Origin of the sequence: Pseudomonas sp. RIT411 (genome assembly GCF_003057735.2) — a bacterium.
In the GTDB taxonomy this organism is placed as follows: Bacteria; Pseudomonadota; Gammaproteobacteria; order Pseudomonadales; family Pseudomonadaceae; genus Chryseomonas; species Chryseomonas oryzihabitans.
This window is the reverse complement of the sequence record NZ_QBIZ02000023.1, coordinates 13,839-38,107: the sequence shown is the minus strand read 5'-3', so window position 1 is coordinate 38,107 and position 24,269 is coordinate 13,839. Positions and strand designations below refer to the sequence as shown.

At 66.1% G+C, this 24,269-nt stretch carries 20 protein-coding genes; 16 read left to right on the top strand and 4 right to left on the bottom strand.

Features of this window, described 5'->3' with window-relative positions; translation table 11 throughout:
• The first annotated feature begins 46 nt into the window (after positions 1–46).
• The 6 genes from nusA (at position 47) to pnp (ending at position 8,177) form a co-directional block, all read left to right on the top strand.
• Complete coding sequence (gene nusA / locus DBY63_RS22250) at positions 47–1,519, top strand: transcription termination factor NusA (protein ID WP_007162649.1); 1,473 nt, start codon at positions 47–49, stop codon at positions 1,517–1,519.
• 26 nt (positions 1,520–1,545) lie between these two features.
• Positions 1,546–4,104, top strand: coding sequence for a translation initiation factor IF-2 (gene infB / locus DBY63_RS22245; RefSeq protein WP_108582848.1), 2,559 nt, complete (start codon positions 1,546–1,548; stop codon positions 4,102–4,104).
• Positions 4,105–4,236: 132 nt separating this feature from the next.
• The gene (rbfA, locus tag DBY63_RS22240; protein WP_007162647.1) at positions 4,237–4,620 is read left to right on the top strand and encodes a 30S ribosome-binding factor RbfA; all 384 of its coding nucleotides are present in this window, start codon (positions 4,237–4,239) and stop codon (positions 4,618–4,620) included.
• A 2-nt stretch (positions 4,621–4,622) separates the two neighbouring features.
• Complete coding sequence (truB, locus tag DBY63_RS22235) at positions 4,623–5,537, top strand: tRNA pseudouridine(55) synthase TruB (RefSeq protein ID WP_044342779.1); 915 nt, start codon at positions 4,623–4,625, stop codon at positions 5,535–5,537.
• A gap of 93 nt (positions 5,538–5,630) precedes the next feature.
• The gene (gene rpsO, locus DBY63_RS22230) at positions 5,631–5,900 is read left to right on the top strand and encodes a 30S ribosomal protein S15 (RefSeq protein WP_007162645.1); all 270 of its coding nucleotides are present in this window, start codon (positions 5,631–5,633) and stop codon (positions 5,898–5,900) included.
• A gap of 174 nt (positions 5,901–6,074) precedes the next feature.
• Positions 6,075–8,177 (top strand): polyribonucleotide nucleotidyltransferase, encoded by a 2,103-nt coding sequence (pnp, locus tag DBY63_RS22225; RefSeq protein ID WP_007162644.1) that lies wholly within the window; start codon positions 6,075–6,077, stop codon positions 8,175–8,177.
• Positions 8,178–8,508: 331 nt separating this feature from the next.
• On the opposite strand, the gene DBY63_RS22220 is transcribed toward pnp, so the two are convergent.
• Complete coding sequence (locus tag DBY63_RS22220; RefSeq protein WP_027599113.1) at positions 8,509–9,393, bottom strand: LysR substrate-binding domain-containing protein; 885 nt, start codon at positions 9,391–9,393, stop codon at positions 8,509–8,511.
• Between the two features lie 113 nt (positions 9,394–9,506).
• Here DBY63_RS22220 and DBY63_RS22215 point away from each other — a divergent pair, with 113 nt between their 5' ends.
• The 9 genes from DBY63_RS22215 to DBY63_RS22175 all read left to right on the top strand — a co-directional run bounded on the left by DBY63_RS22215 (position 9,507) and on the right by DBY63_RS22175 (position 20,528).
• Positions 9,507–10,997, top strand: coding sequence for an aldehyde dehydrogenase family protein (locus DBY63_RS22215; RefSeq protein WP_027599112.1), 1,491 nt, complete (start codon positions 9,507–9,509; stop codon positions 10,995–10,997).
• 24 nt (positions 10,998–11,021) lie between these two features.
• Positions 11,022–12,299, top strand: coding sequence for an FAD-binding oxidoreductase (locus DBY63_RS22210; RefSeq protein ID WP_074585177.1), 1,278 nt, complete (start codon positions 11,022–11,024; stop codon positions 12,297–12,299).
• Positions 12,300–12,793: 494 nt separating this feature from the next.
• A complete protein-coding gene (locus tag DBY63_RS22205; RefSeq protein WP_027599110.1) occupies positions 12,794–13,915 on the top strand; it encodes a branched-chain amino acid ABC transporter substrate-binding protein in 1,122 nt (373 codons plus the stop codon).
• Positions 13,916–14,011: 96 nt separating this feature from the next.
• The gene (locus DBY63_RS22200) at positions 14,012–14,926 is read left to right on the top strand and encodes a branched-chain amino acid ABC transporter permease (RefSeq protein ID WP_027599109.1); all 915 of its coding nucleotides are present in this window, start codon (positions 14,012–14,014) and stop codon (positions 14,924–14,926) included.
• A 3-nt stretch (positions 14,927–14,929) separates the two neighbouring features.
• Positions 14,930–16,210, top strand: coding sequence for a high-affinity branched-chain amino acid ABC transporter permease LivM (livM, locus tag DBY63_RS22195; RefSeq protein WP_027599108.1), 1,281 nt, complete (start codon positions 14,930–14,932; stop codon positions 16,208–16,210).
• Complete coding sequence (locus DBY63_RS22190; protein ID WP_027599107.1) at positions 16,207–17,082, top strand: ATP-binding cassette domain-containing protein; 876 nt, start codon at positions 16,207–16,209, stop codon at positions 17,080–17,082. The genes livM and DBY63_RS22190 overlap by 4 nt, the downstream gene beginning before the upstream one ends.
• On the top strand, positions 17,079–17,795 hold the full coding sequence (locus tag DBY63_RS22185; protein WP_007162636.1) for an ABC transporter ATP-binding protein: 717 nt from the start codon (positions 17,079–17,081) through the stop codon (positions 17,793–17,795). The genes DBY63_RS22190 and DBY63_RS22185 overlap by 4 nt, the downstream gene beginning before the upstream one ends.
• Before the next feature lie 2 nt (positions 17,796–17,797).
• Complete coding sequence (locus DBY63_RS22180) at positions 17,798–19,519, top strand: aconitase family protein (RefSeq protein ID WP_108582847.1); 1,722 nt, start codon at positions 17,798–17,800, stop codon at positions 19,517–19,519.
• A 250-nt stretch (positions 19,520–19,769) separates the two neighbouring features.
• Positions 19,770–20,528 carry an SDR family oxidoreductase gene (locus tag DBY63_RS22175; protein ID WP_027599105.1) on the top strand — a complete coding sequence of 253 codons (759 nt, stop codon included), beginning with the start codon at positions 19,770–19,772 and terminating at the stop codon, positions 20,526–20,528.
• Positions 20,529–20,537: 9 nt separating this feature from the next.
• Here the strand turns inward: DBY63_RS22175 and DBY63_RS22170 are convergent, their stop codons facing one another.
• From DBY63_RS22170 to DBY63_RS22160, 3 genes are all read right to left on the bottom strand, one after another.
• Positions 20,538–21,248, bottom strand: coding sequence for an anti-sigma factor (locus tag DBY63_RS22170; protein WP_042138380.1), 711 nt, complete (start codon positions 21,246–21,248; stop codon positions 20,538–20,540).
• Positions 21,245–21,772 (bottom strand): sigma-70 family RNA polymerase sigma factor, encoded by a 528-nt coding sequence (locus DBY63_RS22165; RefSeq protein ID WP_077173177.1) that lies wholly within the window; start codon positions 21,770–21,772, stop codon positions 21,245–21,247. The genes DBY63_RS22170 and DBY63_RS22165 overlap by 4 nt, the downstream gene beginning before the upstream one ends.
• Positions 21,773–21,855: 83 nt before the next feature.
• Entirely contained in the window at positions 21,856–22,383 is a 528-nt protein-coding gene (locus DBY63_RS22160) for a DUF3455 domain-containing protein (protein ID WP_108582846.1), read from the bottom strand.
• A 257-nt stretch (positions 22,384–22,640) separates the two neighbouring features.
• Between DBY63_RS22160 and DBY63_RS22155 the strand changes: the two genes are divergently transcribed.
• On the top strand, positions 22,641–24,269 hold the full coding sequence (locus tag DBY63_RS22155; RefSeq protein ID WP_235389942.1) for a glycosyltransferase family 39 protein: 1,629 nt from the start codon (positions 22,641–22,643) through the stop codon (positions 24,267–24,269).

The window sequence follows — 24,269 nt, the reverse complement described above, 5'->3', positions numbered from 1 at the left end:
GAGCGCGAGACCGCGGATCCCAAGGATTGCGAATACGAGGCGTAAGATGAGCAAAGAAGTTCTGCTGGTAGTGGAATCTGTTTCGAACGAGAAGGGTGTTCCACCCGGCGTCATCTTCGAGGCACTGGAGTTGGCTCTCGCCACGGCTACCAAGAAGCGCTACGAAGAAGATGTGGATCTGCGGGTGTCGATCAACCGACACAACGGCAGCTACGAAACCTTCCGTCGCTGGACCGTGGTGGAAGACGAAGACTATCAGCTGCCCGATTCGCATCTGACGGTGGAAGACGCCCAGGAAGAGCATCCTGGCGTCAAGGCCGGTGAAGTGATCGAAGAAAAGATCGAGTCCATCGAATTCGGTCGGATCGCCGCCCAGACCGCCAAGCAGGTGATCGTGCAGAAGGTGCGCGAGGCCGAGCGGGCTCAGGTGGTGGACGCCTATCGCGAGAAGGTCGGCGAGATCATCTCCGGTACCGTCAAGAAGGTCACCCGTGACAGCGTGATCGTCGACCTGGGCAACAATGCCGAGGCGCTGCTGCCGCGCGAGCACATCATTCCCCGCGAGACCTTCCGCATGGGCGTGCGTCTGCGTGCCCTGCTCAAGGAAATCCGCACGGAGAACCGCGGTCCGCAGCTGATGCTGTCGCGTACCGATCCGCAGATGCTGATCGAGCTGTTCCGCATCGAGGTGCCGGAAATTTCCGAGCAGCTGATCGATGTCATGGCCGCCGCCCGGGATCCGGGTTCGCGCGCCAAGATCGCCGTCCGTTCCAAGGACAAGCGCATCGATCCCCAGGGTGCCTGCATCGGCATGCGCGGTTCGCGCGTCCAGGCGGTATCCGGTGAGCTGGGTGGCGAGCGGGTCGACATCGTCCTCTGGGACGACAACCCGGCGCAGTTCGTCATCAACGCCATGGCCCCGGCCGAAGTCGCCTCGATCATCGTCGACGAAGACAGCCGTACCATGGACATCGCCGTCGCCGAGGACAACCTGGCCCAGGCCATTGGCCGTGGCGGTCAGAACGTGCGCCTGGCCAGTCAGCTGACCGGCTGGACGCTCAACGTGATGACCGAGGCGGACATCAACGCCAAGCAGCAGGCCGAGACCGGCGACATCATCCAGCGCTTCATCGACGAGCTGGATGTCGACGAGGAGCTGGCGCAGGTGCTGGTGGAAGAAGGCTTCACCTCCCTCGAGGAAGTGGCCTACGTGCCCATGGAAGAGATGCTCAACATCGATGGCTTCGACGAAGACATCGTCAACGAGCTGCGTACCCGGGCCAAGGATCGCCTGCTGACCCGGGCCATCGCGACCGAAGAACAGAAGAGCCCCAGCGAAGATCTGCTGACCCTCGACGGCATGGACCCCCAGCTCGCCAGCGCGCTGGCCCAGCGTGGCGTGGTGAATCGCGAAGAGCTCGCCGAGCAGTCGATCGACGACCTGCTCGACATCAACGGCATGACCGAAGAGCGTGCCGGCAAGCTGATCATGGCTGCCCGTGCCCATTGGTTCGAGTAAGCGGCGCAGTCTGAGGAGAGAAGTGCATGACGCAAGTCACGGTGAAAGAACTGGCCCAAACGGTCAATACGCCGGTGGAACGTCTGCTACAGCAGATGCGCGAGGCAGGTCTGACGCACAGCAGTGCTGAGCAGCTGGTGAGCGATGCGGAGAAGCAGGCCCTGCTGACGCATCTCAAGGGGACGGCGCAGCTCGACGAGCCGAGCAAGATCACCCTGCAGCGCAAGACCCAGACCACGCTGAAAGTGGCCGGCAGCAAGACAGTCAGCGTCGAAGTGCGCAAGAAGAAGACCTTCGTCAAGCGCAGTACCGCTGAACTCGAGGCCGAACAGCGCCGCGAGCAGGAAGCCCAGCGCGCGGCCGACGAGGCTGCGGCCCAGGCACGTGCCGAGGAAGAAGCTCAGCGCGCCGCCGAGGCGGCTGCCCAGCAGCAGGCCGAAGCCGCTGCCCAGGCCGCGCAGCAGCAGGCGGTCGCCGCCGAGGCTGCAACACCGGCCGCGCCGGAAGCCCCGGCCGTGGTGGCCGAGCAGCAGCCCGCTGCCGAACCTGCCGCCGAGGCCAAGAAGGCGGATCCGGCCGGCGAGCGCAAGCGCGAAGAGCCGCGTCGTCCCGTGCATCCTGCGCCGAGCAGCAAGCGCGACGAAGACGAGCGTCGCGAGCGCAAGAACGCCCAACATCGCCCGTCGATCAAGGACAAGGTCGCAGCTCCCCGTACCGTGCGCAGTGGCGACGACGAGGAAGAAGGCTTTGGCCGGCGCGGTGGTCGCGGTGGCAAGTCGCGACTCAAGAAGCGAAACCAACACGGGTTCCAGAGCCCGACAGGACCTGTAGTGCGCGAAGTCAATCTAGGCGAGACCATCACCGTCTCTGAGCTTGCTCAGCAGATGTCGGTGAAGGCCGCCGAAGTCATCAAGTTCATGTTCAAGATGGGGTCTCCCGCCACCATCAACCAGGTGCTCGACCGCGAGACGGCGCAGCTGGTGGCCGAAGAGCTGGGCCACAAGGTCAAGCTGGTCAACGAGAACGCGCTGGAAGATCAGCTGGCCGAGTCCCTCAAGTTCGAGGGCGGCAAGGCCCTGCACCGCGCGCCGGTGGTGACCGTCATGGGTCACGTCGACCACGGCAAGACCTCGCTGCTGGACTACATCCGTCGCGCCAAGGTCGCGTCGGGCGAAGCCGGTGGCATCACCCAGCACATCGGTGCCTACCACGTGGAAACCGAGCGTGGCATGGTGACCTTCCTGGATACCCCTGGCCACGCCGCGTTCACCGCGATGCGTGCCCGCGGTGCCAAGGCCACCGACATCGTCATCCTGGTCGTCGCGGCCGATGACGGCGTCATGCCGCAGACCGAGGAAGCCATCCAGCACGCCAAGGCGGCGGGTGTACCCATCGTCGTGGCGGTCAACAAGATCGACAAGCCCGATGCCGACCCGGATCGCGTCAAGCACGATCTGGCCGGTCGTCAGGTGATCCCGGAAGAGTGGGGTGGCGACACCCAGTTCGTACACGTCTCGGCCAAGGCCGGTACCGGCGTGGACGAATTGCTCGAAGCCATCCTGCTGCAGGCCGAGGTCCTGGAACTGACCGCTACCCCGGAAGCACCCGGCCGCGGCGTGGTCATCGAATCGCGCCTGGACAAGGGTCGTGGTCCGGTGGCTACCGTGCTGGTGCAGAACGGTACCCTGCGTCAGGGCGACATGGCACTGGTCGGCGTCAACTTCGGCCGCATCCGCGCCATGCTCGACGAGAACGGCAAGCCGATCAAGGAAGCCGGTCCGTCCATCCCGGTCGAGATCCTTGGCCTGGACGGCACCCCGGATGCCGGTGACGAGCTCACCGTGCTGACCGACGAGAAGAAGGCCCGCGAAGTGGCGCTGTTCCGTCAGGGCAAGTTCCGCGAGATCAAGCTGGCCCGCGCTCACGCCGGCAAGCTCGAGAACATCTTCGAGAACATGGGCCAGGACGAGAAGAAGACCCTCAACATCGTGCTCAAGTCCGATGTGCGGGGCTCCCTCGAGGCGCTGCAGGGCTCGCTGTCCGGTCTGGGCAACGACGAAGTCCAGGTGCGGGTGGTCGGCGGTGGCGTCGGTGGCATCACCGAGAGCGATGCCAACCTGGCGCTGGCTTCCAATGCCGTGCTGTTCGGCTTCAACGTTCGGGCCGATGCCGGGGCGCGGAAGATCGTCGAGCAGGAAGGCCTCGACATGCGCTACTACAACGTCATCTACGACATCATCGAAGACGTGAAGAAGGCGCTGACTGGCATGCTGGGCAGTGACGTCCGGGAGAACATCCTGGGTATCGCCGAGGTGCGTGACGTCTTCCGTTCGCCCAAGTTCGGCGCTGTCGCCGGCTGCATGGTCACCGAGGGCATGGTGCACCGCAATCGTCCGATCCGCGTCCTGCGCGAAGACGTGGTCATCTTCGAAGGCGAGCTGGAATCCCTGCGTCGCTTCAAGGATGACGTGGCCGAAGTCCGTGCCGGCATGGAATGCGGTATCGGCGTGAAGAGCTACAACGACGTACGCGTCGGCGACAAGATCGAGGTGTTCGAGAAGGTTCAGGTCGCCCGTTCGCTGTAACGACGACCCTGCACCAGGACGGCAGGTCGCGGACCTGGCAGAACCCTGCCAGGTCCGGACTTGCCGTTCGCGTTTCCAAGGTTCATGGCTGGCAGGCCTGGTGTCTGCGGCCTTTCGTACGAGAGTTTCGACATGGCCAAAGAATTCAGCCGTACCCAGCGCATCGGTGATCAGATGCAGCGTGAACTGGCACTGCTGATCCAGCGCGAGATCAAAGATCCGCGACTGGGCATGGTGACCATCACCGGCGTGGACGTCGCCCGCGACCTGTCCCATGCCAAGGTGCACATCACCGTCCTGGGCAAGGACGACGATGCCGACGCCATCAAGCAGAACATCGGCATCCTAAAGGACGCCGCCGGCTTCCTGCGCCAGCAGCTGGGCCGGGCGATGAAGCTGCGCACCGTTCCGCAACTGAGCTTCCAGTACGACGAGAGCATCCGTCGCGGTGCCCAGCTGTCGGCCCTGATCGAGCGAGCGGTCGCCGAAGACCGTCGCCACGAAGGGGAGGAATAGGGGTGGCCCAGGTCAAGCGTATTCGCCGCCAGGTGCACGGCGTGCTGGTGCTGGACAAGCCGCGCGGCTTCTCCTCCAACGCCGCCCTGCAAAAGGTCCGCTGGCTGCTCAATGCCGAGAAGGCCGGACACACCGGTAGCCTGGATCCCCTGGCCACCGGCGTGCTGCCACTGTGCTTCGGCGAGGCCACCAAGTTTTCCCAGTACCTGCTGGATGCCGACAAGGGCTACAGCACCGTGGCGCAACTGGGCGTCACCACCACTACCGGCGATGCCGAGGGTGAGGTGCTGGAGCGACGGGCGGTCACGGTCGATGAAGCGGCCATCCAGGCGGCACTGCCGGCCTTCCGCGGCCAGATAGAGCAGATCCCGCCCATGTATTCGGCGCTCAAGCGCGACGGTCAGCCGCTGTACAAGCTGGCGCGTGCCGGGGAAGTAGTGGAGCGCGAGGCGCGTTCTGTTACTATTGCCCGTCTGGAACTGCTGGCGTTGCAGGAAGATCGCGCGACGCTGGAAGTGGCCTGCAGCAAGGGCACCTATGTGCGTACCCTGGTCGAAGACCTCGGCGCCCGTCTTGGCTGTGGTGCCCATGTGGCCGAGTTGCGCCGCACCCAGGCCGGCCCCTTTGGCCTGGCGCAGGCCATCAGCCTGGAAGAGCTGGAGGCGGCGCACGCCGAAGGCGGTTCCGAGGCGCTGGATCGCTTCCTGCTGCCGGTCGACAGTGGCCTGGAGCACTGGCCGCTGGTGCAGTTGACGCAGCACAGCGCCTACTACTGGTTGCACGGTCAGCCCGTTCGGGCGGCCAATGCACCGAAATTCGGCTTGATGCGGGTGCAGGACGACCAGGGTCGTTTCATCGGCATCGGCGAGATTGATGACGAGGGGCAGGTTGCTCCCCGTAGACTGATTCGGTCCTAGACCGATACCGAGGGTGGCTGTCAGCAGGCACGGTCACACCTCTTTCCTTAAGCACGGGATCCATCCCGGCCTGTTCCTCAGAGGAGCCCTATCATGGCACTGAGCGTTGAAGACAAAGCCCAGATCGTAAACGAGTTCAAGCAGAGCGAAGGCGACACCGGTTCCCCGGAAGTGCAGGTTGCCCTGCTGTCCGCCAACATCGACAAGCTGCAAGGTCACTTCAAGGCCAACGGCAAAGATCACCACAGCCGTCGTGGTCTGATCCGCATGGTCAACCAGCGTCGTAAGCTGCTGGACTACCTGAAGTCCAAGGACACCTCTCGTTACAGCGCACTGATCGCTCGCCTGGGCCTGCGTCGTTAATACGATGCAGACCTGCTGCAAGCAGTCTGAAGCTGGAGGTCGGCTCGCGCCGGCCTCCGGCTTTTTTGCTTGAGAGGCCGACAGAATCGGCCTGCGTCACCCGGAGATCAGCGAGGGTCCGAATCCCTCTGGTCGCCCCCGTTTCCCCCAAGGCAATAAAGAGAAGGAAAGACTGTGAATCCAGTAATCAAGCAATTCAAGTTCGGTGAGCAGACCTTCACCCTGGAAACCGGCCGCATCGCGCGCCAGGCGACCGGTGCCGTGCTGGTCTCCACCGAAGACGTCAGCGTGCTGGTCACCGTGGTCGGTGCCAAGCAGCCCGCCGTCGGCAAGGACTTCTTCCCGCTGTCCGTGCACTACCAGGAGAAGACCTACGCCGCTGGCCGCATCCCCGGTGGCTACTTCAAGCGTGAAGGCCGTCCTTCCGAGAAGGAAACCCTGACCTCGCGCCTGATCGATCGCCCGATCCGCCCGCTGTTCCCCGAAGGCTTCCTCAACGAAGTCCAGGTGGTCTGCACCGTGGTCAGCACCAACAAGAAGTCCGATCCGGACATCGCCGCCATGATCGGCACCTCCGCCGCCCTGGCCATCTCCGGCATTCCCTTCGCCGGTCCCATCGCCGCTGCGCGCGTGGGCTACCACAGCGAACTGGGCTACCTGCTGAACCCCAGCTACGAGCAGCTGCAGAGCTCCAGCCTGGACATGGTCGTGGCCGGTACCCGTGACGCCGTGCTGATGGTGGAATCCGAAGCCGACGAGCTGACCGAAGACCAGATGCTGGGTGGCGTGCTGTTCGCCCACGAAGAATTCCAGGTGGCCATCGAGGCCATCAGCCAGTTCGCCGCCGAAGCCGGCAAGCCGACCTGGAACTGGCAGGCACCCGCCGAGAACACCGCCCTGGTCGAGGCCGTCAAGGCCGAGGTCGGCGAGGCCGTGTCCCGTGCCTACACCATCACCATCAAGCAGGACCGCTATGCGGCCCTGGGCGCCCTGCGTGACCAGGCCATCGCCAAGCTGGCCGGCGAGAACGGTCAGTACAGCGAAGCCGAGGTCAAGGAGACCTTCGGTCTGCTGGAATACCGCACCGTGCGCCAGAACATCGTCGACGGCAAGCCGCGTATCGACGGCCGCGACACCCGCACCGTTCGCCCGCTGCAGATCGAAGTCGGCACCCTGAAGAAGACCCACGGTTCGGCGCTGTTCACCCGTGGCGAAACCCAGGCCCTGGTCACCGCGACCCTGGGTACCGCCCGCGATGCCCAGCTGCTGGACACCCTGGAAGGCGAGCGTCGTGACAGCTTCATGCTGCACTACAACTTCCCGCCCTTCTCGGTCGGCGAGTGCGGCCGCATGGGCAGCCCGGGCCGTCGCGAGATCGGTCACGGCCGCCTGGCCCGTCGTGGCATCCAGGCCATGCTGCCGACCCAGGAAGCCTTCCCCTACAGCATCCGCGTGGTCTCCGAGATCACCGAGTCCAACGGCTCCAGCTCCATGGCCTCGGTCTGCGGTGCCTCTCTGGCCCTGATGGACGCCGGTGTGCCGGTCAAGGCCCCGGTTGCCGGTATCGCCATGGGTCTGGTCAAGGAAGGCGAGAAGTTCGCCGTCCTGACCGACATCCTGGGTGACGAAGATCACCTGGGCGACATGGACTTCAAGGTGGCCGGTACCGCCAAGGGCGTTACCGCCCTGCAGATGGACATCAAGATCAACGGCATCACCGAAGAGATCATGGAGATCGCACTGGAGCAGGCGCTGGAAGCGCGTCTGAACATCCTGGGTCAGATGAACCAGGTGATCTCCGAGTCGCGTGCCGAGCTGTCGGAAAACGCCCCGACCATGCTGGCGATGAAGATCGACCAAGACAAGATCCGCGACGTGATCGGCAAGGGTGGCGCCACCATCCGTGGTATCTGCGAAGAGACCAAGGCTTCGATCGACATCGAAGACGACGGCACCATCAAGATCTACGGCGAGACCCGCGAAGCGGCTGAAGCGGCCAAGCAGCGCGTCCTGGGCATCACTGCCGAGGCCGAGATCGGCAAGATCTACGTCGGCAAGGTGGAGCGCATCGTCGACTTCGGCGCCTTCGTCAACATCCTGCCGGGCAAGGACGGTCTGGTGCACATCTCGCAGATCAGCGATCAGCGCATCGAGAAGGTCACCGACGTCCTCAAGGAAGGTCAGGAAGTGAAGGTGCTGGTGCTGGACGTGGACAACCGCGGTCGCATCAAGCTGTCGATCAAGGACGTGGCGGCGGCGGAAGCCTCCGGCGTCTGAGACGACCCCGCATGAGAAAAACCCGGCTTCGGCCGGGTTTTTTCGTTTCGGGTACGGGTGCCGGGGACCTTTATATCGCGGCCATGCCGGTGCGCCGTAGCGACCGCTTCTCCAGGGGGGCAACTGTCCTATCGCTATAGGAATACACCCGTAGCGTGGAAAACGGCGCAGCCTTTTCCACTGAAGAGTTCATCGCGGGTCCTACCCTCACCCCGGCCCTTTCCCAGAGGGAGAGGGGGTTATCCGAGCTGGCATTAGCCCCGGCAAGATCGCGACAAACCGGCGTGCCTCCCGCTGTAGGAGCGACCCATGGCCGCGATTGGCCCAGGCATTACGCCTTCTCGCGAATCCATTCGATGAAGCTGCGCACCTTGGGCACCTCGGCCATCTGTTCCGGATAGGCCAGCCAGTAGGCGTGGGGGCTGGCCAGGCGGTGGGGCCAGGCGAGCACCAGACGGCCGGAGGCCAGTTCTTCGGCCACCAGGAATTCCGGCAGCAGCGCCACACCGCAGCCTTCCTGGGCGGCGCGGGCACAGAGGGTAAAGGTGTCGAAGCGCGGCCCGTGATGGCTGTGCACCTCCTCGCGCCCGAGGCTGGCATACCAGTCGTGCCAGGACTCCGGGCGGGTGGTGTTCTGCAGCAGCACGAAGTCCACCAGTTGCTCGGGGCCGGCGATGCCCTCGGTGGGCAGCAGATCCGGTGCGCAGACCGCGACCATATGCTCGTGCAGCAGCAGTTCGCACTCGGCACCCGGCCAGCTGCCGTGGCCATAGAACAGCGCCACGTCATGGCGGGGATCGCGGAAGTCCACCGGTTCCAGGGCGCTGGAGACGTCCAGGTGGATGTTGGGAAAGCGCAGGCGCCAGCCCTTTAGCCGTGGCACCAGCCAGCGTTCGCCGAAGGTCGGCGGGGTGGCCACGCGCAGCACCTCGGTCTCGCCGCCATAGGATCTCAGGTAGCGCGCCGACATCTCCAGCTGGTTGAGGATCTTGTCCACCTCGGCCAGGTAGAGCGCGCCCGCCGGCGTGAGTTGCAGGCGACGGCGGACCCGGCGAAAGAGGCTGTGCTGCAGCAGGTCCTCGAGCTGGGCGACCTGCTTGCTGACGGCGCTCTGGGTCAGGGCCAGTTCGTCGGCCGCGCGGGTAAAGCTCAGGTGACGCGCGACCGCCTCGAAGCACTGCATGGCGGTGATGGACGGCAGGTGGCGACGTTGCATGAGCGGACTCGCGGCATGAAAAAAGGGAATGATATGCCGAGCAAAGGTCGGTTGTCCGGCGCCGCTGGGCTGACCATACTCAGGGACGATTCCCACTCTGCGGAGACCTCAGCATGAGCAAGGCCCTGTTGGAACGCCTCGGCGTTCCTGCCCAGCACTACACCCAAGGCGAGCACCGGGTGCATTCCCCCATCGATGGCAGCCAACTGGGCAGCGTCGCCCTGGAAAGCGCCGCCGAGGTGGAGCAGAAGATCTCCCGTGCCGAGCGCGCCTTCCAGGCCTGGCGTGCGGTGCCGGCGCCGCGGCGTGGCGAGCTGGTGCGCCTGCTGGGTGAAGAGCTGCGCGCGCACAAGGCCGATCTGGGCGAGCTGGTGTCCTGGGAAGCCGGCAAGATCACCCAGGAAGGCCTGGGCGAAGTCCAGGAGATGATCGACATCTGCGACTTCGCCGTTGGCCTGTCGCGTCAGCTCTATGGTCTGACCATTGCCTCCGAGCGCCCTGGTCATCACATGCGTGAATCCTGGCAGCCGCTGGGGGTGGTGGGCATCATCAGTGCCTTCAACTTCCCGGTGGCGGTCTGGTCGTGGAATGCCGCCCTGGCCCTGGTCTGTGGCAATCCGGTGATCTGGAAGCCCTCGGAAAAGACCCCGCTGACCGCCCTGGCCTGCCAGGCGCTGTTCGAGAAGGCCCTGGCGCGCTTTGGCGATGCCCCGGCCGATCTGAGCCAGGTCATCGTGGGCGATCGCGCCGCCGGTGAAGCCCTGGTGGACGATCCGCGGGTGGCACTGGTGAGCGCCACGGGTAGCACCCGCATGGGTCGCGAGGTAGGACCCCGGGTTGCGGCGCGCTTCGGCCGCAGCATCCTCGAGCTGGGCGGCAACAATGCCATGATCCTCGCGCCGAGCGCCGATCTGGACATGGCGGTGCGTGCCATCCTGTTCAGCGCCGTCGGCACCGCCGGCCAGCGCTGCACCACCCTGCGCCGGCTGATCGCCCATCGTTCGGTCAAGGACGAGATCGTCGCCCGACTCAAGACCGCCTATGCCAAAGTCCGCATCGGTCATCCGCTGGAGGGCAACCTGATCGGTCCGCTGATCGACGCGGCCAGTTTCCAGGCCATGCAGGGCGCGCTGGAGCAGGCGCGTGGCGAGGGTGGGGTGGTCTACGGCGGCGAGCGCCAGCTGGCCGACAGGTATCCCGAGGCCTACTATGTGGCGCCGGCCATCGTCGAGATGCCCGAGCAGAGCGAGGCGGTGCGTCACGAGACCTTCGCGCCCATCCTCTATGTGCTGACCTATGACGATTTCGACGAGGCGGTGGCGCTGAACAACGCCGTGCCCCAGGGCCTGTCGTCCTGCATCTTCACCACCGACGTGCGCGAGGCCGAGGCCTTCATGTCGGCGACCGGCAGCGACTGCGGCATCGCCAACGTCAACATCGGACCGAGCGGTGCCGAGATCGGTGGCGCCTTCGGTGGCGAGAAGGAAACCGGCGGTGGCCGCGAATCTGGCTCCGATGCCTGGAAGGCCTACATGCGCCGCCAGACCAACACCGTCAACTACTCCCGCCAGTTGCCGCTGGCCCAGGGCATCGTCTTCGACTGAGTGGATCCGCCAGGAGCGCAGAGAATGCAGTTGCGTGAAGAGTGCCTATGGGAGCGGCTGTATCCGGCGGTGCCGGACGCACCGCTGCAGGGCGAGCGTGACACCGAGGTCTGCGTCATCGGCGGTGGTTACACCGGCCTGTCCACCGGCCTGCACCTGGCGCAGGCCGGGCGGCGGGTGGTGGTGCTGGAGGCCCATGGCGTCGGCCATGGCGGCTCCGGGCGCAATGTCGGGCTGGTCAATGCCGGCATGTGGATCCCGCCGGACGAGGCGGTGGCCACCCTGGGACCGGAGGTCGGCGAGCGTCTGCTGGGGGTGATGGGCGATGCGCCGAGTCAGGTGTTCGCCCTCATCGAGCGCTATGGCATCGACTGCCAGCCGCGCCGCGCCGGCACCCTGCACATGGCGCACAGCGCCAAGGGCCTGGCCGATCTTGGTCAGCGTGCCGAGCAATGGCAGCGCCGCGGCGCCCGGGTCGAGCTGCTGGAAGGCGAAGCCTGCTACAGCGCCTGTGGTACCCGCGACATCAGTGGTGCGCTGCTCGATCATCGCGCCGGTACCCTGGTGCCCATGGGGTATGCCCTGGGCCTGGCCAGGGCGCTGCGCCAGGAAGGCGGCGAGTTGTTCGAGCAGAGTTCGGTGCAGCGCCTGCAGCGGATCGGCGAACGCTGGCAGGTGGAAACCCCCCAGGGGCGGGTCACCGCCGACCAGGTGGTGATCGCCTCCAACGCCTACACCGAAGGCGAATGGACCACCCTGCGCAAGCAATTCTTCCCGGGCTACTACTACCAGGTGGCCTCGCGGCCCCTCGGCCCGGAGGCGGATTTCATCCTGCCCCAGGGCCGTGGCTCCTGGGACACCCGGACGGTGCTCAGCAGCATCCGCCGCGATGCCGATGGCCGTCTGCTGCTGGGCAGTCTCGGCAACATGGCGGGGCGGCCGGCCGGCTTCATCCGCGCCTGGGCCGATCGCATCCAGCGGCACTATTTCCCCGCGCTCGGACGGGTCGAGTGGGAATGCAGCTGGACGGGCCGCATCGGCTTCACGCCCGATCATCTGATGCGACTGTTCGAACCGGCGCCGGGCCTGCTGGCGGTGACCGGCTACAACGGACGGGGGGTCACCACGGGCACGGTGGTGGGGCAGGCCTTTGCCCGCTATCTGTGCAGTGGCGATCGCCACGACCTGCCGCTGCCCCTGGCAGGGCTGGATGCCAATCCGGTCGGCCAGTGGCGCAGCCTGATGTACGAAGCCGGCTTCACCCTCTATCACGCCGGGCAATGCCTGCGCGTGGTGCTCTAGCGACCCCGCCATACCCGCTGTCACCGGCCCTCGGGCCGGGCGATAACACGCCGAAGCGGCCGATTTGCGCATCCCGACCCGTGCAAGTCGGCCGCTTTTTTCTGGCTGTCCACCACTGCAAGCAGGTCGAGAGAACGGCCAATCCGCCCGGAGCCTGCGACCGCAGGATCATGGTTACTTTAGTGGCACAGTGTGGGGCCGGTGTTACGTTTTGGTGCGAAACAGGTGCAACCGGGTTGCTATCTGGTAACAAACCGCTGGGTTTCAACCCTCCCGCTGCTACCGCTTCGCCGAATTATCCAGACTAATGAGCCGCTTACGACAAAAGTCTAAAGGGCGGTCCGCTCCACTGGCTGCGGCCCTCGCCGCAGGCTGTCGGCGGTTTTGGCTCATCGCGGTGGCGGCAAATGGCCTTTGCGCCCGGTACACAACTGGCTGATGGCACAGGCTTTGCTCCGGCGAAAAGGCCAACCACCCTCTGGAGCAAACCTCCCATGTCGAAGATTTACAGAAAAGGCATTCTGGCTCTCGCTATCGGTTCTGCGTTCACTCTCTCCTCCCTGGCGCATGCCGACGTCGTGATCGGTGTCGCCGGTCCCTTCACCGGGGCCAGCGCCGCCTATGGCGAGCAGTTCTGGAAGGGGGCTACCCAGGCCGCGGCGGACATCAACGCCGCCGGTGGCATCAATGGCGAGAAGATCAAGCTGGTGCAGGGCGACGACGCCTGCGAGCCCAAGCAGGCCGTGGCCGTGGCCAACCGCCTGGTGGACTCCGAGAAGGTCAAGGCCGTGATCGGCCACTTCTGCTCCTCCAACACCATGCCCGCCTCGGAGATCTACGACGAAGCCGGCATCATCTCCATCACCCCGGCGTCCACCAACCCCAAGATCACCGAGCGTGGCCTGACCGGCGTGTTCCGCATGTGCGGCCGTGACGACCAGCAGGGCATCGTCGCCGGCGACTACATCGTCGACACCCTCAAGGCCAAGAAGGTCGCCATCATCCACGACAAGGACACCTACGGTCAGGGCCTGGCCGACGCCACCAAGGCGCAGCTCAACAAGCGCGGCGTGAAAGAGGTGCTCTACGAGGGCCTGACCCGCGGCGAGAAGGACTTCAACTCCCTGGTCACCAAGATCCGCGCCTCCGGCGCCGACGTGGTCTACTTCGGCGGCCTGCACCCCGAGGCCGGTCCGCTGGTTCGTCAGATGCGCGAGCAGGGCGTGACCGCCAAGTTCGTCTCCGGCGACGGCATCGTCTCCGCCGACCTGGTCACCACCGCCGGTGGCGCCCAGTACACCAAGGGCGTGCTGATGACCTTCGGCGCCGATCCGCTGCAGAACCCCGCCGGCAAGACCGTGGTGGAAACCCTGCGCAAGTCCGGCTACGAGCCCGAGGGCTACACCCTCTACTCCTACGCCTCGCTGCAGGCCGTGGCCGCCGCCTTCAACGGCATCAAGGGCACCGACGGCGCCAAGGCCGCCGAGTGGCTGAAGTCCCACAGCGTCAACACCGTCCTGGGTGAGAAGAGCTGGGACAGCAAGGGCGACCTCAAGGTCTCCGACTACGTGATGTACGAATGGGACGACAAGGGCAAGTACCACCAGCTGCCCTGATCCTCGCGTGAATCCGCCCGCCGCCGCCTCGTCTCCGCCCCAGGACGAGGTGGCGGCCGGCGGCCCTCGTCATCCATCCAGCGCGAGACTGCAAACGTGGACGGTATCTTCCTGCAACAACTGGTCAACGGCCTGACCCTGGGCTCGGTCTACGGACTCATCGCCATCGGCTACACCATGGTCTATGGCATCATCGGCATGATCAACTTCGCCCACGGTGACGTGTACATGGTGTCGGCCTATCTCGCCGCCATCGGCATCGCCCTGCTGAGCGTGTTCGGCCTGCATTCCTTCCCGGTGCTGATCCTCGGCACCCTGATCTTCACCGTGGTGGTCACCTCCGTGTACGGCTGGGCCATCGAGCGGATCGCCTACAAGCCGCTGCGCAACTCCACGCGCCTGGCGCCGCTGATCTCGGCCATCGGCATGTCGTTGATCCTGCAGAACTACGTGCAACTCGCCCAGGGCGCGCGCCAGCAGGGGGTACCGACGCTGCTCGACGGAGCCCTGCGCCTGCACATCGGCGACGGCTTCGTGATCATCACCTACACCAAGATCTTCATCATCCTGGCCTCCATCATCGGCATGGGCCTGCTCACCTACGTGATCCAGAAGACCACCCTCGGCCGCATGTGCCGGGCCACCCAGCAGGATCGCAAGATGGCGCAGATCCTCGGCATCAACACCGACCGGGTGATCTCCTACGTCTTCATCATCGGTGCGGCCATGGCGGCGCTGGCCGGGGTGCTGATCACCCTCAACTACGGCACCTTCGACTTCTATGCCGGCTTCATCATCGGCATCAAGGCCTTTACCGCGGCGGTGCTCGGCGGCATCGGCTCGCTGCCCGGCGCCATGCTCGGCGGCATCATCCTCGGCATCTCCGAAGCCCAGTTCGCCAGCCTGGTGAACTCGGACTACAAGGACGTCTTCAGCTTCTCGCTGCTGGTGGCGATCCTGATCTTTAGGCCCCAGGGGCTGCTCGGCAAACCCCAGGTCACGAAGGTGTAATCCATGAGTCAGACGTCTTCCTCCTTCGACCTCAAGGTCGTGCTGCGCGACACCCTCATGGTGGGTCTGGTCTCGCTTATCCTGTTCGGCCCCATCGTCGGCATCGTGCTCGACGGCTACGGCTACAACCTCGAGCCCGGTCGCGTCGGCATCATGGTCGCGGTGGTCATGGCCGGCCGCTTCCTGCTCAGCCTGTTCGGCCAGACCGCCAAGGGCCGTGACTGGATCGAGTCCTTCAAGCGCAACGACGGCGGTGTCCATGTGCTGCCGCCGGGGCACAAGTCCAACCTGAGATTCATCCTGCCCATCGTCATTCTGGTGGCCATCGCCTTTCCCTTCCTGGCCACCAAGTACTGGCTGACGGTCATCATCCTCTGCCTGATCTACGTGCTGCTGGGCCTGGGCCTGAACATCGTGGTGGGCCTGGCCGGTCTGCTCGACCTTGGCTACGTCGGCTTCTATGCCATCGGTGCCTACGGTCTGGCGCTGGGTTACCAGTACCTCGGGCTGGGCTTCTGGACTATGCTGCCGCTCGCGGCGGTCATGGCGGCGGTGGCGGGAGCGATCCTCGGATTCCCGGTGCTACGCATGCACGGGGACTACCTGGCCATCGTCACCCTCGGCTTCGGCGAGATCATCCGCCTGGTGCTCAACAACTGGCTGGAAGTAACCAAGGGCCCCAACGGCATCGCCGCACCTTCGCCGACCTTCTTCGGCATCGAATTCGGCCGCCGGGCGAAGGAGGGCGGGGTGCCCATCCACGAACTGCTGGGCATCAGCTACAACCCCAACGCGACGATGATCTTCATCTATACCGTGCTGTTCCTGGTGGTGCTGCTGGTGCTCTACATCAAGCACCGCCTGACCCGCATGCCGGTCGGCCGCGCCTGGGAAGCCCTGCGCGAAGACGAGATCGCCTGCCGCGCCATGGGTCTGAACCATGTGCTGGTCAAGCTTTCCGCCTTCATGATCGGTGCCTCCACCGCAGGCCTGGCCGGGGTGTTCTTCGCCACCTACCAGGGCTTCATCAACCCGGCCTCGTTCAACTTCTTCGAGTCGGTGCTGGTGCTGGCCATCGTGGTACTGGGCGGCCTGGGCTCCACCGTCGGGGTGGTGGTCTCGGCCTTCGTCATGACCCTGCTGTTCGAGCTGCTGCGCGAATTCGGCGACATCCGCATGCTGGTGTTCGGCGTGCTGATGGTGGTGATGATGATGTGGCGGCCGCGTGGCCTGATCCGTATCGCCCGCAGTGGCTTCGCGATTCGCAAGGGAGTGGCGCCGTGAGCGACAACATTCTGACCGTCAGCGGTCTGGGCATGAGATTCGGGGGTATCAAGGCCCTCTCGGACGTGTCCTTCGATATTCAGCGACACTCCATCACCGCGCTGATCGGCCCCAACGGCGCCGGCAAGACCACGGTGTTCAACTGCCTGACCGGCTTCTACAAGGCCACCGATGGCGAGATCCGCCTGGATACCGCCGATGGCCGTTCGACCCGCGTCGGCAAGATCATGGGCGAGCGCTTCCAGGCCACCGACTTCGTCAATCCGGTGCAGTTCGGCAGCCGGCTCTGGTACAAGATGTTCGGCGGCACTCACCTGGTGAACCGCGCAGGGCTCGCCCGTACCTTCCAGAACATCCGCCTGTTCAAGGAGATGTCGGTAGTGGAGAACCTGCTGGTGGCGCAGCACATGCAGTGCAACCGCAACCTGATCACCGGCATCCTCAATACCCCCGGCTATCGCCGGGCCGAGGAAAAGGCGCTGGATACGGCCTTCTACTGGCTGGAAGTGGTGGACCTGGTGGACCACGCCAACCGTCTGGCCGGCGAACTCTCCTACGGCCAGCAGCGCCGCCTGGAAATCGCCCGCGCCATGTGCACCCGTCCGGAGATCGTCTGCCTGGACGAACCCGCCGCCGGTCTCAACCCGGCCGAGACCGAGGCGCTGGCCGGGATGATCCGCCTGCTGCGCGACCAGCACCGCATCACCGTGGTGCTGATCGAGCACGACATGGGCATGGTGATGAACATCTCCGACCACATCGTGGTGCTGGACCATGGCCAGGTCATCGCCCGCGGCCTGCCGGCCGATATCCGCAACGATCCCAAGGTCATCGCCGCCTACCTCGGCGCCGAAGAAGAGGAGGTGGCATGACCACGCCGATCCTGGAATTCCGTAACGTCGACGTCTTCTACGGGCCGATCCAGGCGCTGAAGAGCGTCTCCCTGTCCATCAACGAAGGCGAGACGGTGAGCCTGATCGGCTCCAACGGCGCCGGCAAGTCCACCCTGCTGATGTCCATCTTCAGCCAGCCCCAGGCGCGCAACGGGCAGATCCTCTACCGGGGCGAGGACATCACCCGCAAGAACGCCCACTACGTGGCCTCCAACGGCATCGCCCAGTCACCGGAGGGGCGCCATGTGTTCCCCGACATGACGGTCGAGGAGAATCTGCTGATGGGCACCATTCCCATCGGCACCCGCTGGGTGGACGAGGACATGCAGCGCATGTTCGAGCTCTTCCCGCGGCTCAAGGAGCGTCGCAACCAGCGCGCCATGACCATGTCCGGCGGCGAACAGCAGATGCTAGCCATCGCCCGGGCGCTGATGGCGCGACCCAAGCTGCTGCTGCTCGACGAACCCAGCCTGGGTCTGGCGCCCATCGTGGTGAAGCAGATCTTCCAGATCCTGCGCGAGCTGGCCCAGAGCGGCATGACCATCTTCCTGGTGGAGCAGAACGCCAACCATGCCCTGCGTCTGTCCGACCGCGCCTATGTGATGGTCACCGGCGAGATCCGCATGAGCGGCAGTGGCCAGGAATTGCTGGCCAATCCCCAGGTGCGCGAAGCCTACCTGGGCGGCCACTAGCGGTGGCAGCGGTCCGCGGTCGCTTTCTGGTCGCGGGCCATGCCCGGGGACGCCTGGCCTGGGCGCCCCTGGGTTTGAGTTTCTGGGGTGGCGTCGATCCGGCCAGCGGCCGGGTGATCGATCGCCACCATCCCCTGCACGGCCTGGAACTGGCCGGACGCATCCTGGCCATTCCCAGTGGACGCGGTTCCTGCACCGGCAGCGCCGTGCTCTTGGAGCTGTTGCTGGCGGGACGCGGACCGGCAGCGCTGGTACTGGCCGAGCCGGACGAGATCCTCAGCCTGGGTGCCATCGTTGCGGAAGAACTCTTCGGTCGCTCCCTGCCGGTGGTCAGCCTGGGCGCCGAGGCCTTCGGCGCGCTCGCCGAGCAGGATGAGATCGCGGTACACGATGGCTGGGTCGGCGCGCCGGGAGAGTTCTTTCCCGACTCCACTAGCGAGGCCCCTGCCGACCTGCAGCTGAGCGCGACCGACCAGGCCAAGCTGGCGGGCGCCGAGGGTCAGGCCGTCCAGGCGGCGATGAAGATCCTGGTGCGCATGGCACACCTGCAGGGTGCCCGCGAGCTGCTCGACATCGCCCAGGCCCATATCGACGGCTGCATCTACACCGGTCCGGCCAGCCTGGCCTTCGCCCAGCGCCTGGTGGAGTGGGGCGGTCGGGTACAGGTACCTACGACTCTCAATGCGGTATCGGTGGATCAACGCCGCTGGCGCGCGCAGGGCGTGGCGCCGGCGCTGGGTGAGCCGGCCTCCGCCCTGGCCGAGGCCTATGTGGCCCTTGGCTGCCGTCCCACCTTTACCTGTGCCCCCTATCTGCTGGACAGCGCCCCGAGCCTAGGCGAGCAGGTGGTCTGGGCCGAATCCAATGCCGTGGTCTTCGCCAACAGCGTACTGGGCGCGCGCACCCAGAAGTACGCCGACTTCCTCGATATCTGTACCGCCCTGACCGGTCGGGCTCCTCTGGCCGGCTGCCACCTGGACAGCGGTCGCCGCGCAGCCAAGGTCTTGCGGGTCACCGTACCCGAGGGCCATGACGACGCCTTCTATCCACTGCTCGGCTACTGGATCGGCCTGCGTTCACCCACGCGGATTCCGGCGGTGCTGGGGCTGGAAAACAGCCAGCCCAGTCGCGACGATCTCAAGGCCTTTGGCGCCGCCTTCGCCACCACCTCGGCGGCGCCGCTGTTCCATCTGGTCGGGGTGACGCCCGAGGCGCCGACCCTGGCCGCGGTGGCCGCACCCGAGCTGGAGATCGAAGACATCAGCCTGGCCGATCTGCGCCAGGCCTGGGCCGAACTGGACAGCGCCGTCGCGCGCGAGGTGCAGCTGGTGGCCCTGGGCAATCCGCATTTCTCCGCCGAGGAGTGCCAGCGTCTGGCCGAACTCTGTCGCGGGCGGCAGCGGCATCCCGAGGTGGCGCTGGTGATCACCCTGGGCCGCGAGGTGCGCGCGGCGGCCGAACGCTCTGGCAGCCTGGCCGAGCTGGAAGCCTTCGGTGCCCAGCTGGTCGGGGACACCTGCTGGTGCATGCTTGGCGAACCCCTGGTGCCGCCCCAGGCCCGCACCCTGCTGACCAATTCCGGCAAGTTCGCCCACTACGGCCCGGGCCTCACCGGGCGCGAGCTGCGCTTCGCCGGCCTCGCTGCCTGTGTCGAGGCAGCCTGCACCGGACTGGCGCCGGCCGAACCGCCTGCCTGGCTCGTGGCAGCGGACTTATCCACCTGAAGCCCGGTCCGAGTTCTGTACAGGAATTCCGTGGATCGTCCTGTGGATAAGCTTGGCATAGCCGGGCGTGAGGCCCAGGGCGCCTGGCCTGGCGAGAACTGTTCAAAAATTCGCCAGTGCGCGGAAAACCCTGCAATACCAAGGCGTTATAACTGATCCGCTGGATTTGTGGCGATCTGGGTATTCGCCTGACCAATGCCCCTGAGCTATCGTGGGCCTCGGCCAACCTCCCTCGCAGAAGGAATCTTTCATGTCTTCGATCTTCATCACCGGCGCCACCTCCGGCTTCGGCGCCGCCACCGCTCGCCGCTTTGCCAAGGACGGCTGGTCGATCGTCATCACCGGTCGCCGCGAGGATCGCCTGCACGCCCTGGCCGAGGAATTGTCCGGTCAGGCCAAGGTGCTGCCGCTGGTGCTGGACGTCCAGGATCGCGCCGCCGTGGAAGCCGCGGTCGCCGGCCTGCCGGAAGAATTCAACCAGTTGCGCGCCCTGGTCAATAACGCCGGTCTGGCGCTGGGCAACACGCCCGCCCAGAGCTGCGACCTGGACGACTGGGACACCATGGTCGATACCAACATCAAGGGCATGCTCTATTGCACCCGCCTGCTGTTGCCGCGGCTGATCGCCCATGGCGCCGGGGCCGGTATCGTCAACCTGGGCTCGGTGGCGGGCGACTATCCCTATCCGGGCAGTCATGTCTATGGCGCCACCAAGGCCTTCCTCAAGCAATTCAGCCTGAGCCTGAGATCCGACCTGCTGGGCACCGGGGTACGGGTGACCAACATCGAGCCGGGGCTGTCCGAAAGCGAATTCTCGGTGGTGCGCTTTGGGGGCGACAAGGCCAAGGCCGATGCCGTCTATGCCGGCACCGAACCCCTGACCCCGGACGACATCGCCGAATCCATCCATTGGACGCTGAATCAGCCCAAGCACGTCAACATCAACCGCATCCAGCTGATGGCGACCTGTCAGGCGTTCAGCAATTTCAACATCCACCGCAAGAGCTGAGACGTCGGCCTAGAGCACCTTGACCGCCCGGCCGATGAACTGGATCGGCCCGGTGGGTCGGCCGGTAGGCGAGCCGCCCTGGTCTTCCAGGGTGAGCTCGAACAGCTGATTGGCTTCCAGCGGCGGCAGCTGGTCCAGAGGCACCTGCAGGGTGCGCCCGGGCTGGACCAGACCCAGGGATACCGGACCCTGCCAGGCGTCGGCCTTGGTCCAGAATTGCAGCGTCTTGCCGCTCGGCACGGCGTCGCGCCCCAGGGGAATCAGCTGCAGGTCGTGGGCGCTGGCGGTCTGGATCACCCAGCCGGGCGTCCGATCGCTGGGCGCGGCCAGCACCACCAGGTAGCTTGGCGTGGGGACCGGACGCATCAGCAACAGCACGCCAAGCACCAGGCTGGCAGCCAGCCCTGCCGCACTTAGGCCCTGCCAGAGTGCCAGGCGGTGCCACAGCGACTCACGCCGGGTGGTGGCCTTGGCGTCGGCCTCACCCAGACTGCGCTCGATGCGCGGCCAGAGATTCGTGCCGGGTTCGACGGGCTGCACACGCTCGGCCAGCGGCTGCAGCCGCGCCTCCCAGCGCGCCACCGCGGCGGCCAGCCGGGCATCCGTCGCCAGCGCACCTTGCACGCGACGGCGCTCCCTGGCATCCAGGGTACCGAGCACGTATTCGCCGGCCAGGCGTTCGCGCTCTTCGTCCGGGGGCAGGGGGGTATCGCCGTTCATGTCATGCACTCCCTGAGCGCCTTGAGGCCGCGCGTGATCCAGCTCTTCACCGTGCCCAGCGGTGCCTGCAGGCGCTGGGCGATCTCGCCATGGGAGCAGCCGTCCAGGTAGGCGGCCAGGATGGCCTCCCGCCGCGGCGCTTCCAGGTTCTGCAGGCAGCCCTCCAGCCGACGGCCGTCGGCCTCTCGCGCCGGATCGGCCGACTCGGCCAGGGGTTCCCACCCGTCCGCCAGGGGCACCAGGCGCTGGCGATCGCGCAAGGCGTTGAGCGCCAGGTTGCGCGCGATGCTGCACATCCAGCCGCGGGCCGTACCGCGCTCCGGGGCGAATCCGGCGGCGCCGCGCCAGATGCGCAGAAAGGCGTCGTGGAGGATGTCCTCGGCCAGTCCGCGATCGCGCACCAGGCGCAGGACGATGCCCAGCAAGAGCGGCGCCTCGTTCTGGTAGAGCCGCTGCAGGGCGGCGCGCTCGCCCCGGGCACAGGCGGCGAGCAGGGCGGCTGGATCAGGGGAGCGGTCGGTCACGAGGGCGCGCCAGGCTGGGGACGCCAGGGTGGCGACCGGATCAGCCGAGCCTAGCCGATCCGCTCCTGGCTGTCCCCTGGACCTTAGCCCTTCTTCCAGAACAGATAATCCGCCTGGTAATTCACGGTCTGCCGTTCGCCCTTGTTGGCCGAGGTGCAGGCCTTGGCCGGCGCCACGCCACCCTTGAGCGCGGTGCGCTGGATGTAGGTGGTGCCCTGGAAGGCGCCCTTGCCTTCGGCGGGCGCGGCCTCCACCAGCTGATAGGGCAGGTTGCCGCTGCCGGCGGGGGCGATCGCCAGTTGCTTGCCGACCACCTTGGAGCCGTCGCTGGCTTCCCAGGTAGCGGGCGGACCGTAGTAGCGACCCACCTGCTTGCCCTGGCGATCATGCAGGTCGGCCTTGGGACCGACAAAGAACCACTCGGTCTGGCCAGGCATGTCCTTCTTGTCGCGGCACTCGTAGACGATGGTGCCCTTGCCCGCGGTTTCCAGCATCAGGCTGTTGCCGGCGGGGACGCGGACGGCCTCGGGCAACTCCCCTTGCGCCAGCAGCGGGGTGCTCAGCAGGGCGGTGAGGGCCAGGATGCTGCAACGGCTATAGGTGTTGTTCATGCGCTTGCTCCGGATTGAGAGGGGCACAGTCGACTGGACTGTAGGGGCTATACCCGGCAGCCGGCGCCCTGGATGCAGCTGTCATGAAAAATTTTCAATGCAGCGGCATAGTCGCCACCGCCTCGCGGCCGAACCGCTCTGTCCTGCGGCTTCTGTCAGCCTGCCGTCAGCCTGGTTTCAGCGATCCCTAAGGTTGTTCGGCGATAGTGGCGCCGGGTCGCGAGCCCGTCCTTCCCAGCCTGCCGGAGTCCTGCCGCGTGTCGTCCATCCCGAGTCCGGCGCGCCTGCGCCTCGAAAGTCTGGCGCTGTGTCTGCTGGCGGTGCCGCTGTTCACCCTGGGGCTGTGGGAGCAGCCCTTCATCGGCTTCGACGGCCGCTTCGCACTCTTCGCCCAGGAGATGTTTCGCCATGGGGCCAGTGCCTTCCCGACCAGCTACGGACAGCCTTACCCCGACTATCCCGCCACCTCCACCCTGCTGATCGACGTCTTCGCCCAGCTGTTCGGCGAGGTCAATCGCCTGGCCACGGTGATTCCCACCGCCCTGGCCTCGGCGGCCATCGTCGGGCTGCTCTATCGCCTGCTGGCCGAGCGGTCCCGCGCCTGGGGCCTGCTGGCGGTGCTGGTGCTGCTGCTCACCAATGGCTTCCTGGCCAAGGCGCGCTCCATCTGCCTCGATCAATTCGTCACCCTGGCGGCGCTAGGCTGCTTCTATCTGCTGTGGAGCGCCGACCAGCGCGGCCTGTCCCGGCGGCGCAGCCTGGTGTTCCTGTGCATGGCCGCCGGCTTCGCCGTGCGCGGGCCGCTGGGCCTGATCGAGCCCTGTGGCGTGGTCTGCGTCTACTGGCTGGTGCAGGGCGACTGGCGGCGCAGCTTCGGCTACGGCCTGGTCGGCGCCGTGGTGCTGGCGCTGTGCTGCGCCCTGCTGTTCGGCCTGGCCTGGCGTACCGGCGGCCCGCTCTTCGTCGAGGACGTGCTGCGCATGCAGGTCTCCGGACGGCTGGACGACACCGACGGTGCCGGCTATCCCTGGTGGTACTTCCTGCAGCTGGGCCTCTACCGCTACGCCCCGGCCTTTCCCCTGGCGCTGCTGGCCCTGCCGACGCTGAGACACCACTGGCGGCAGCGCCAGGCGCAGGCGGACAGTCGCCTGCTGCTCCAGCTGGCCGGCTTCGCCGCGCTGATCGTGGTGGCCCTGTCGATTCCCACCTTCAAGAAACCCTATTACATCCTGCCGGCCATTCCGGCCTGCGCGGCTCTCGGCGCCTGGGTGCTGCTGCAGGGGCAGGGCGCCCTGGCCTGGGTACGGCGGCTGTTCCTGCCGTTGCTGGTGATCTTTCCGCTGGTGCTCGGGGTGCTGGTCAAGCTGCAGCAACCCCGGCTGCAGGCCGCCGGCTGGTGGCCCGAGCTGGACCTGCGCTTCCTGCTGGGTGCCTTCGCCATCCTGGCGCTGTTCGCCCTGGTGGCCGCCTGGCGCGAGCGCGGGGCCTTCCGCCTGGGCATGCCCCTGGCCGCGGCGGCCCTGGCGCAATGGCTGCTGGTGGTGCTGGCGCTGGATCCGATGCAGGCGCTGCGCTACGACACCCGCGCCTTCGTCACCCGCCTGGAAAGCCTGCGCCAGGGTGAACCGGGGCAACTGGTGTTCTTTGGCCTGGGCCAGGACACCAAGGCCTTCCGCTACCTGATGAATCTCGACTACGACGTGCCCCTGCCGACCTTCATCGATATCGGCCAGGCAGGGCAGCTCGCCCAGGTCACCCGACCCGCCTATGTGCTGCTCGATGCCGACAGCCAGGCGGCCCTGGCCGGCACGCCGCTGGCCAGCCGCCAGCCGGTGCTGGAAGGGCGCTTCAACGACAATCGCTGGCAGGCCTACTACCTGCCCTGA

Bases quoted from the DNA above. Each gene is read 5' to 3' on its own strand.
- nusA (WP_007162649.1), top strand. From the start codon at position 47: ATGAGCAAAGAAGTTCTGCTGGTAGTGGAATCTGTTTCGAACGAGAAG.
- infB (WP_108582848.1), top strand. From the start codon at position 1,546: ATGACGCAAGTCACGGTGAAAGAACTGGCCCAAACGGTCAATACGCCG.
- rbfA (WP_007162647.1), top strand. From the start codon at position 4,237: ATGGCCAAAGAATTCAGCCGTACCCAGCGCATCGGTGATCAGATGCAG.
- rpsO (WP_007162645.1), top strand. From the start codon at position 5,631: ATGGCACTGAGCGTTGAAGACAAAGCCCAGATCGTAAACGAGTTCAAG.
- DBY63_RS22220 (WP_027599113.1), bottom strand. From the start codon at position 9,393: ATGCAACGTCGCCACCTGCCGTCCATCACCGCCATGCAGTGCTTCGAG.
- DBY63_RS22215 (WP_027599112.1), top strand. From the start codon at position 9,507: ATGAGCAAGGCCCTGTTGGAACGCCTCGGCGTTCCTGCCCAGCACTAC.
- DBY63_RS22210 (WP_074585177.1), top strand. From the start codon at position 11,022: ATGCAGTTGCGTGAAGAGTGCCTATGGGAGCGGCTGTATCCGGCGGTG.
- DBY63_RS22205 (WP_027599110.1), top strand. From the start codon at position 12,794: ATGTCGAAGATTTACAGAAAAGGCATTCTGGCTCTCGCTATCGGTTCT.
- livM (WP_027599108.1), top strand. From the start codon at position 14,930: ATGAGTCAGACGTCTTCCTCCTTCGACCTCAAGGTCGTGCTGCGCGAC.
- DBY63_RS22185 (WP_007162636.1), top strand. From the start codon at position 17,079: ATGACCACGCCGATCCTGGAATTCCGTAACGTCGACGTCTTCTACGGG.
- DBY63_RS22175 (WP_027599105.1), top strand. From the start codon at position 19,770: ATGTCTTCGATCTTCATCACCGGCGCCACCTCCGGCTTCGGCGCCGCC.
- DBY63_RS22170 (WP_042138380.1), bottom strand. From the start codon at position 21,248: ATGAACGGCGATACCCCCCTGCCCCCGGACGAAGAGCGCGAACGCCTG.
- DBY63_RS22160 (WP_108582846.1), bottom strand. From the start codon at position 22,383: ATGAACAACACCTATAGCCGTTGCAGCATCCTGGCCCTCACCGCCCTG.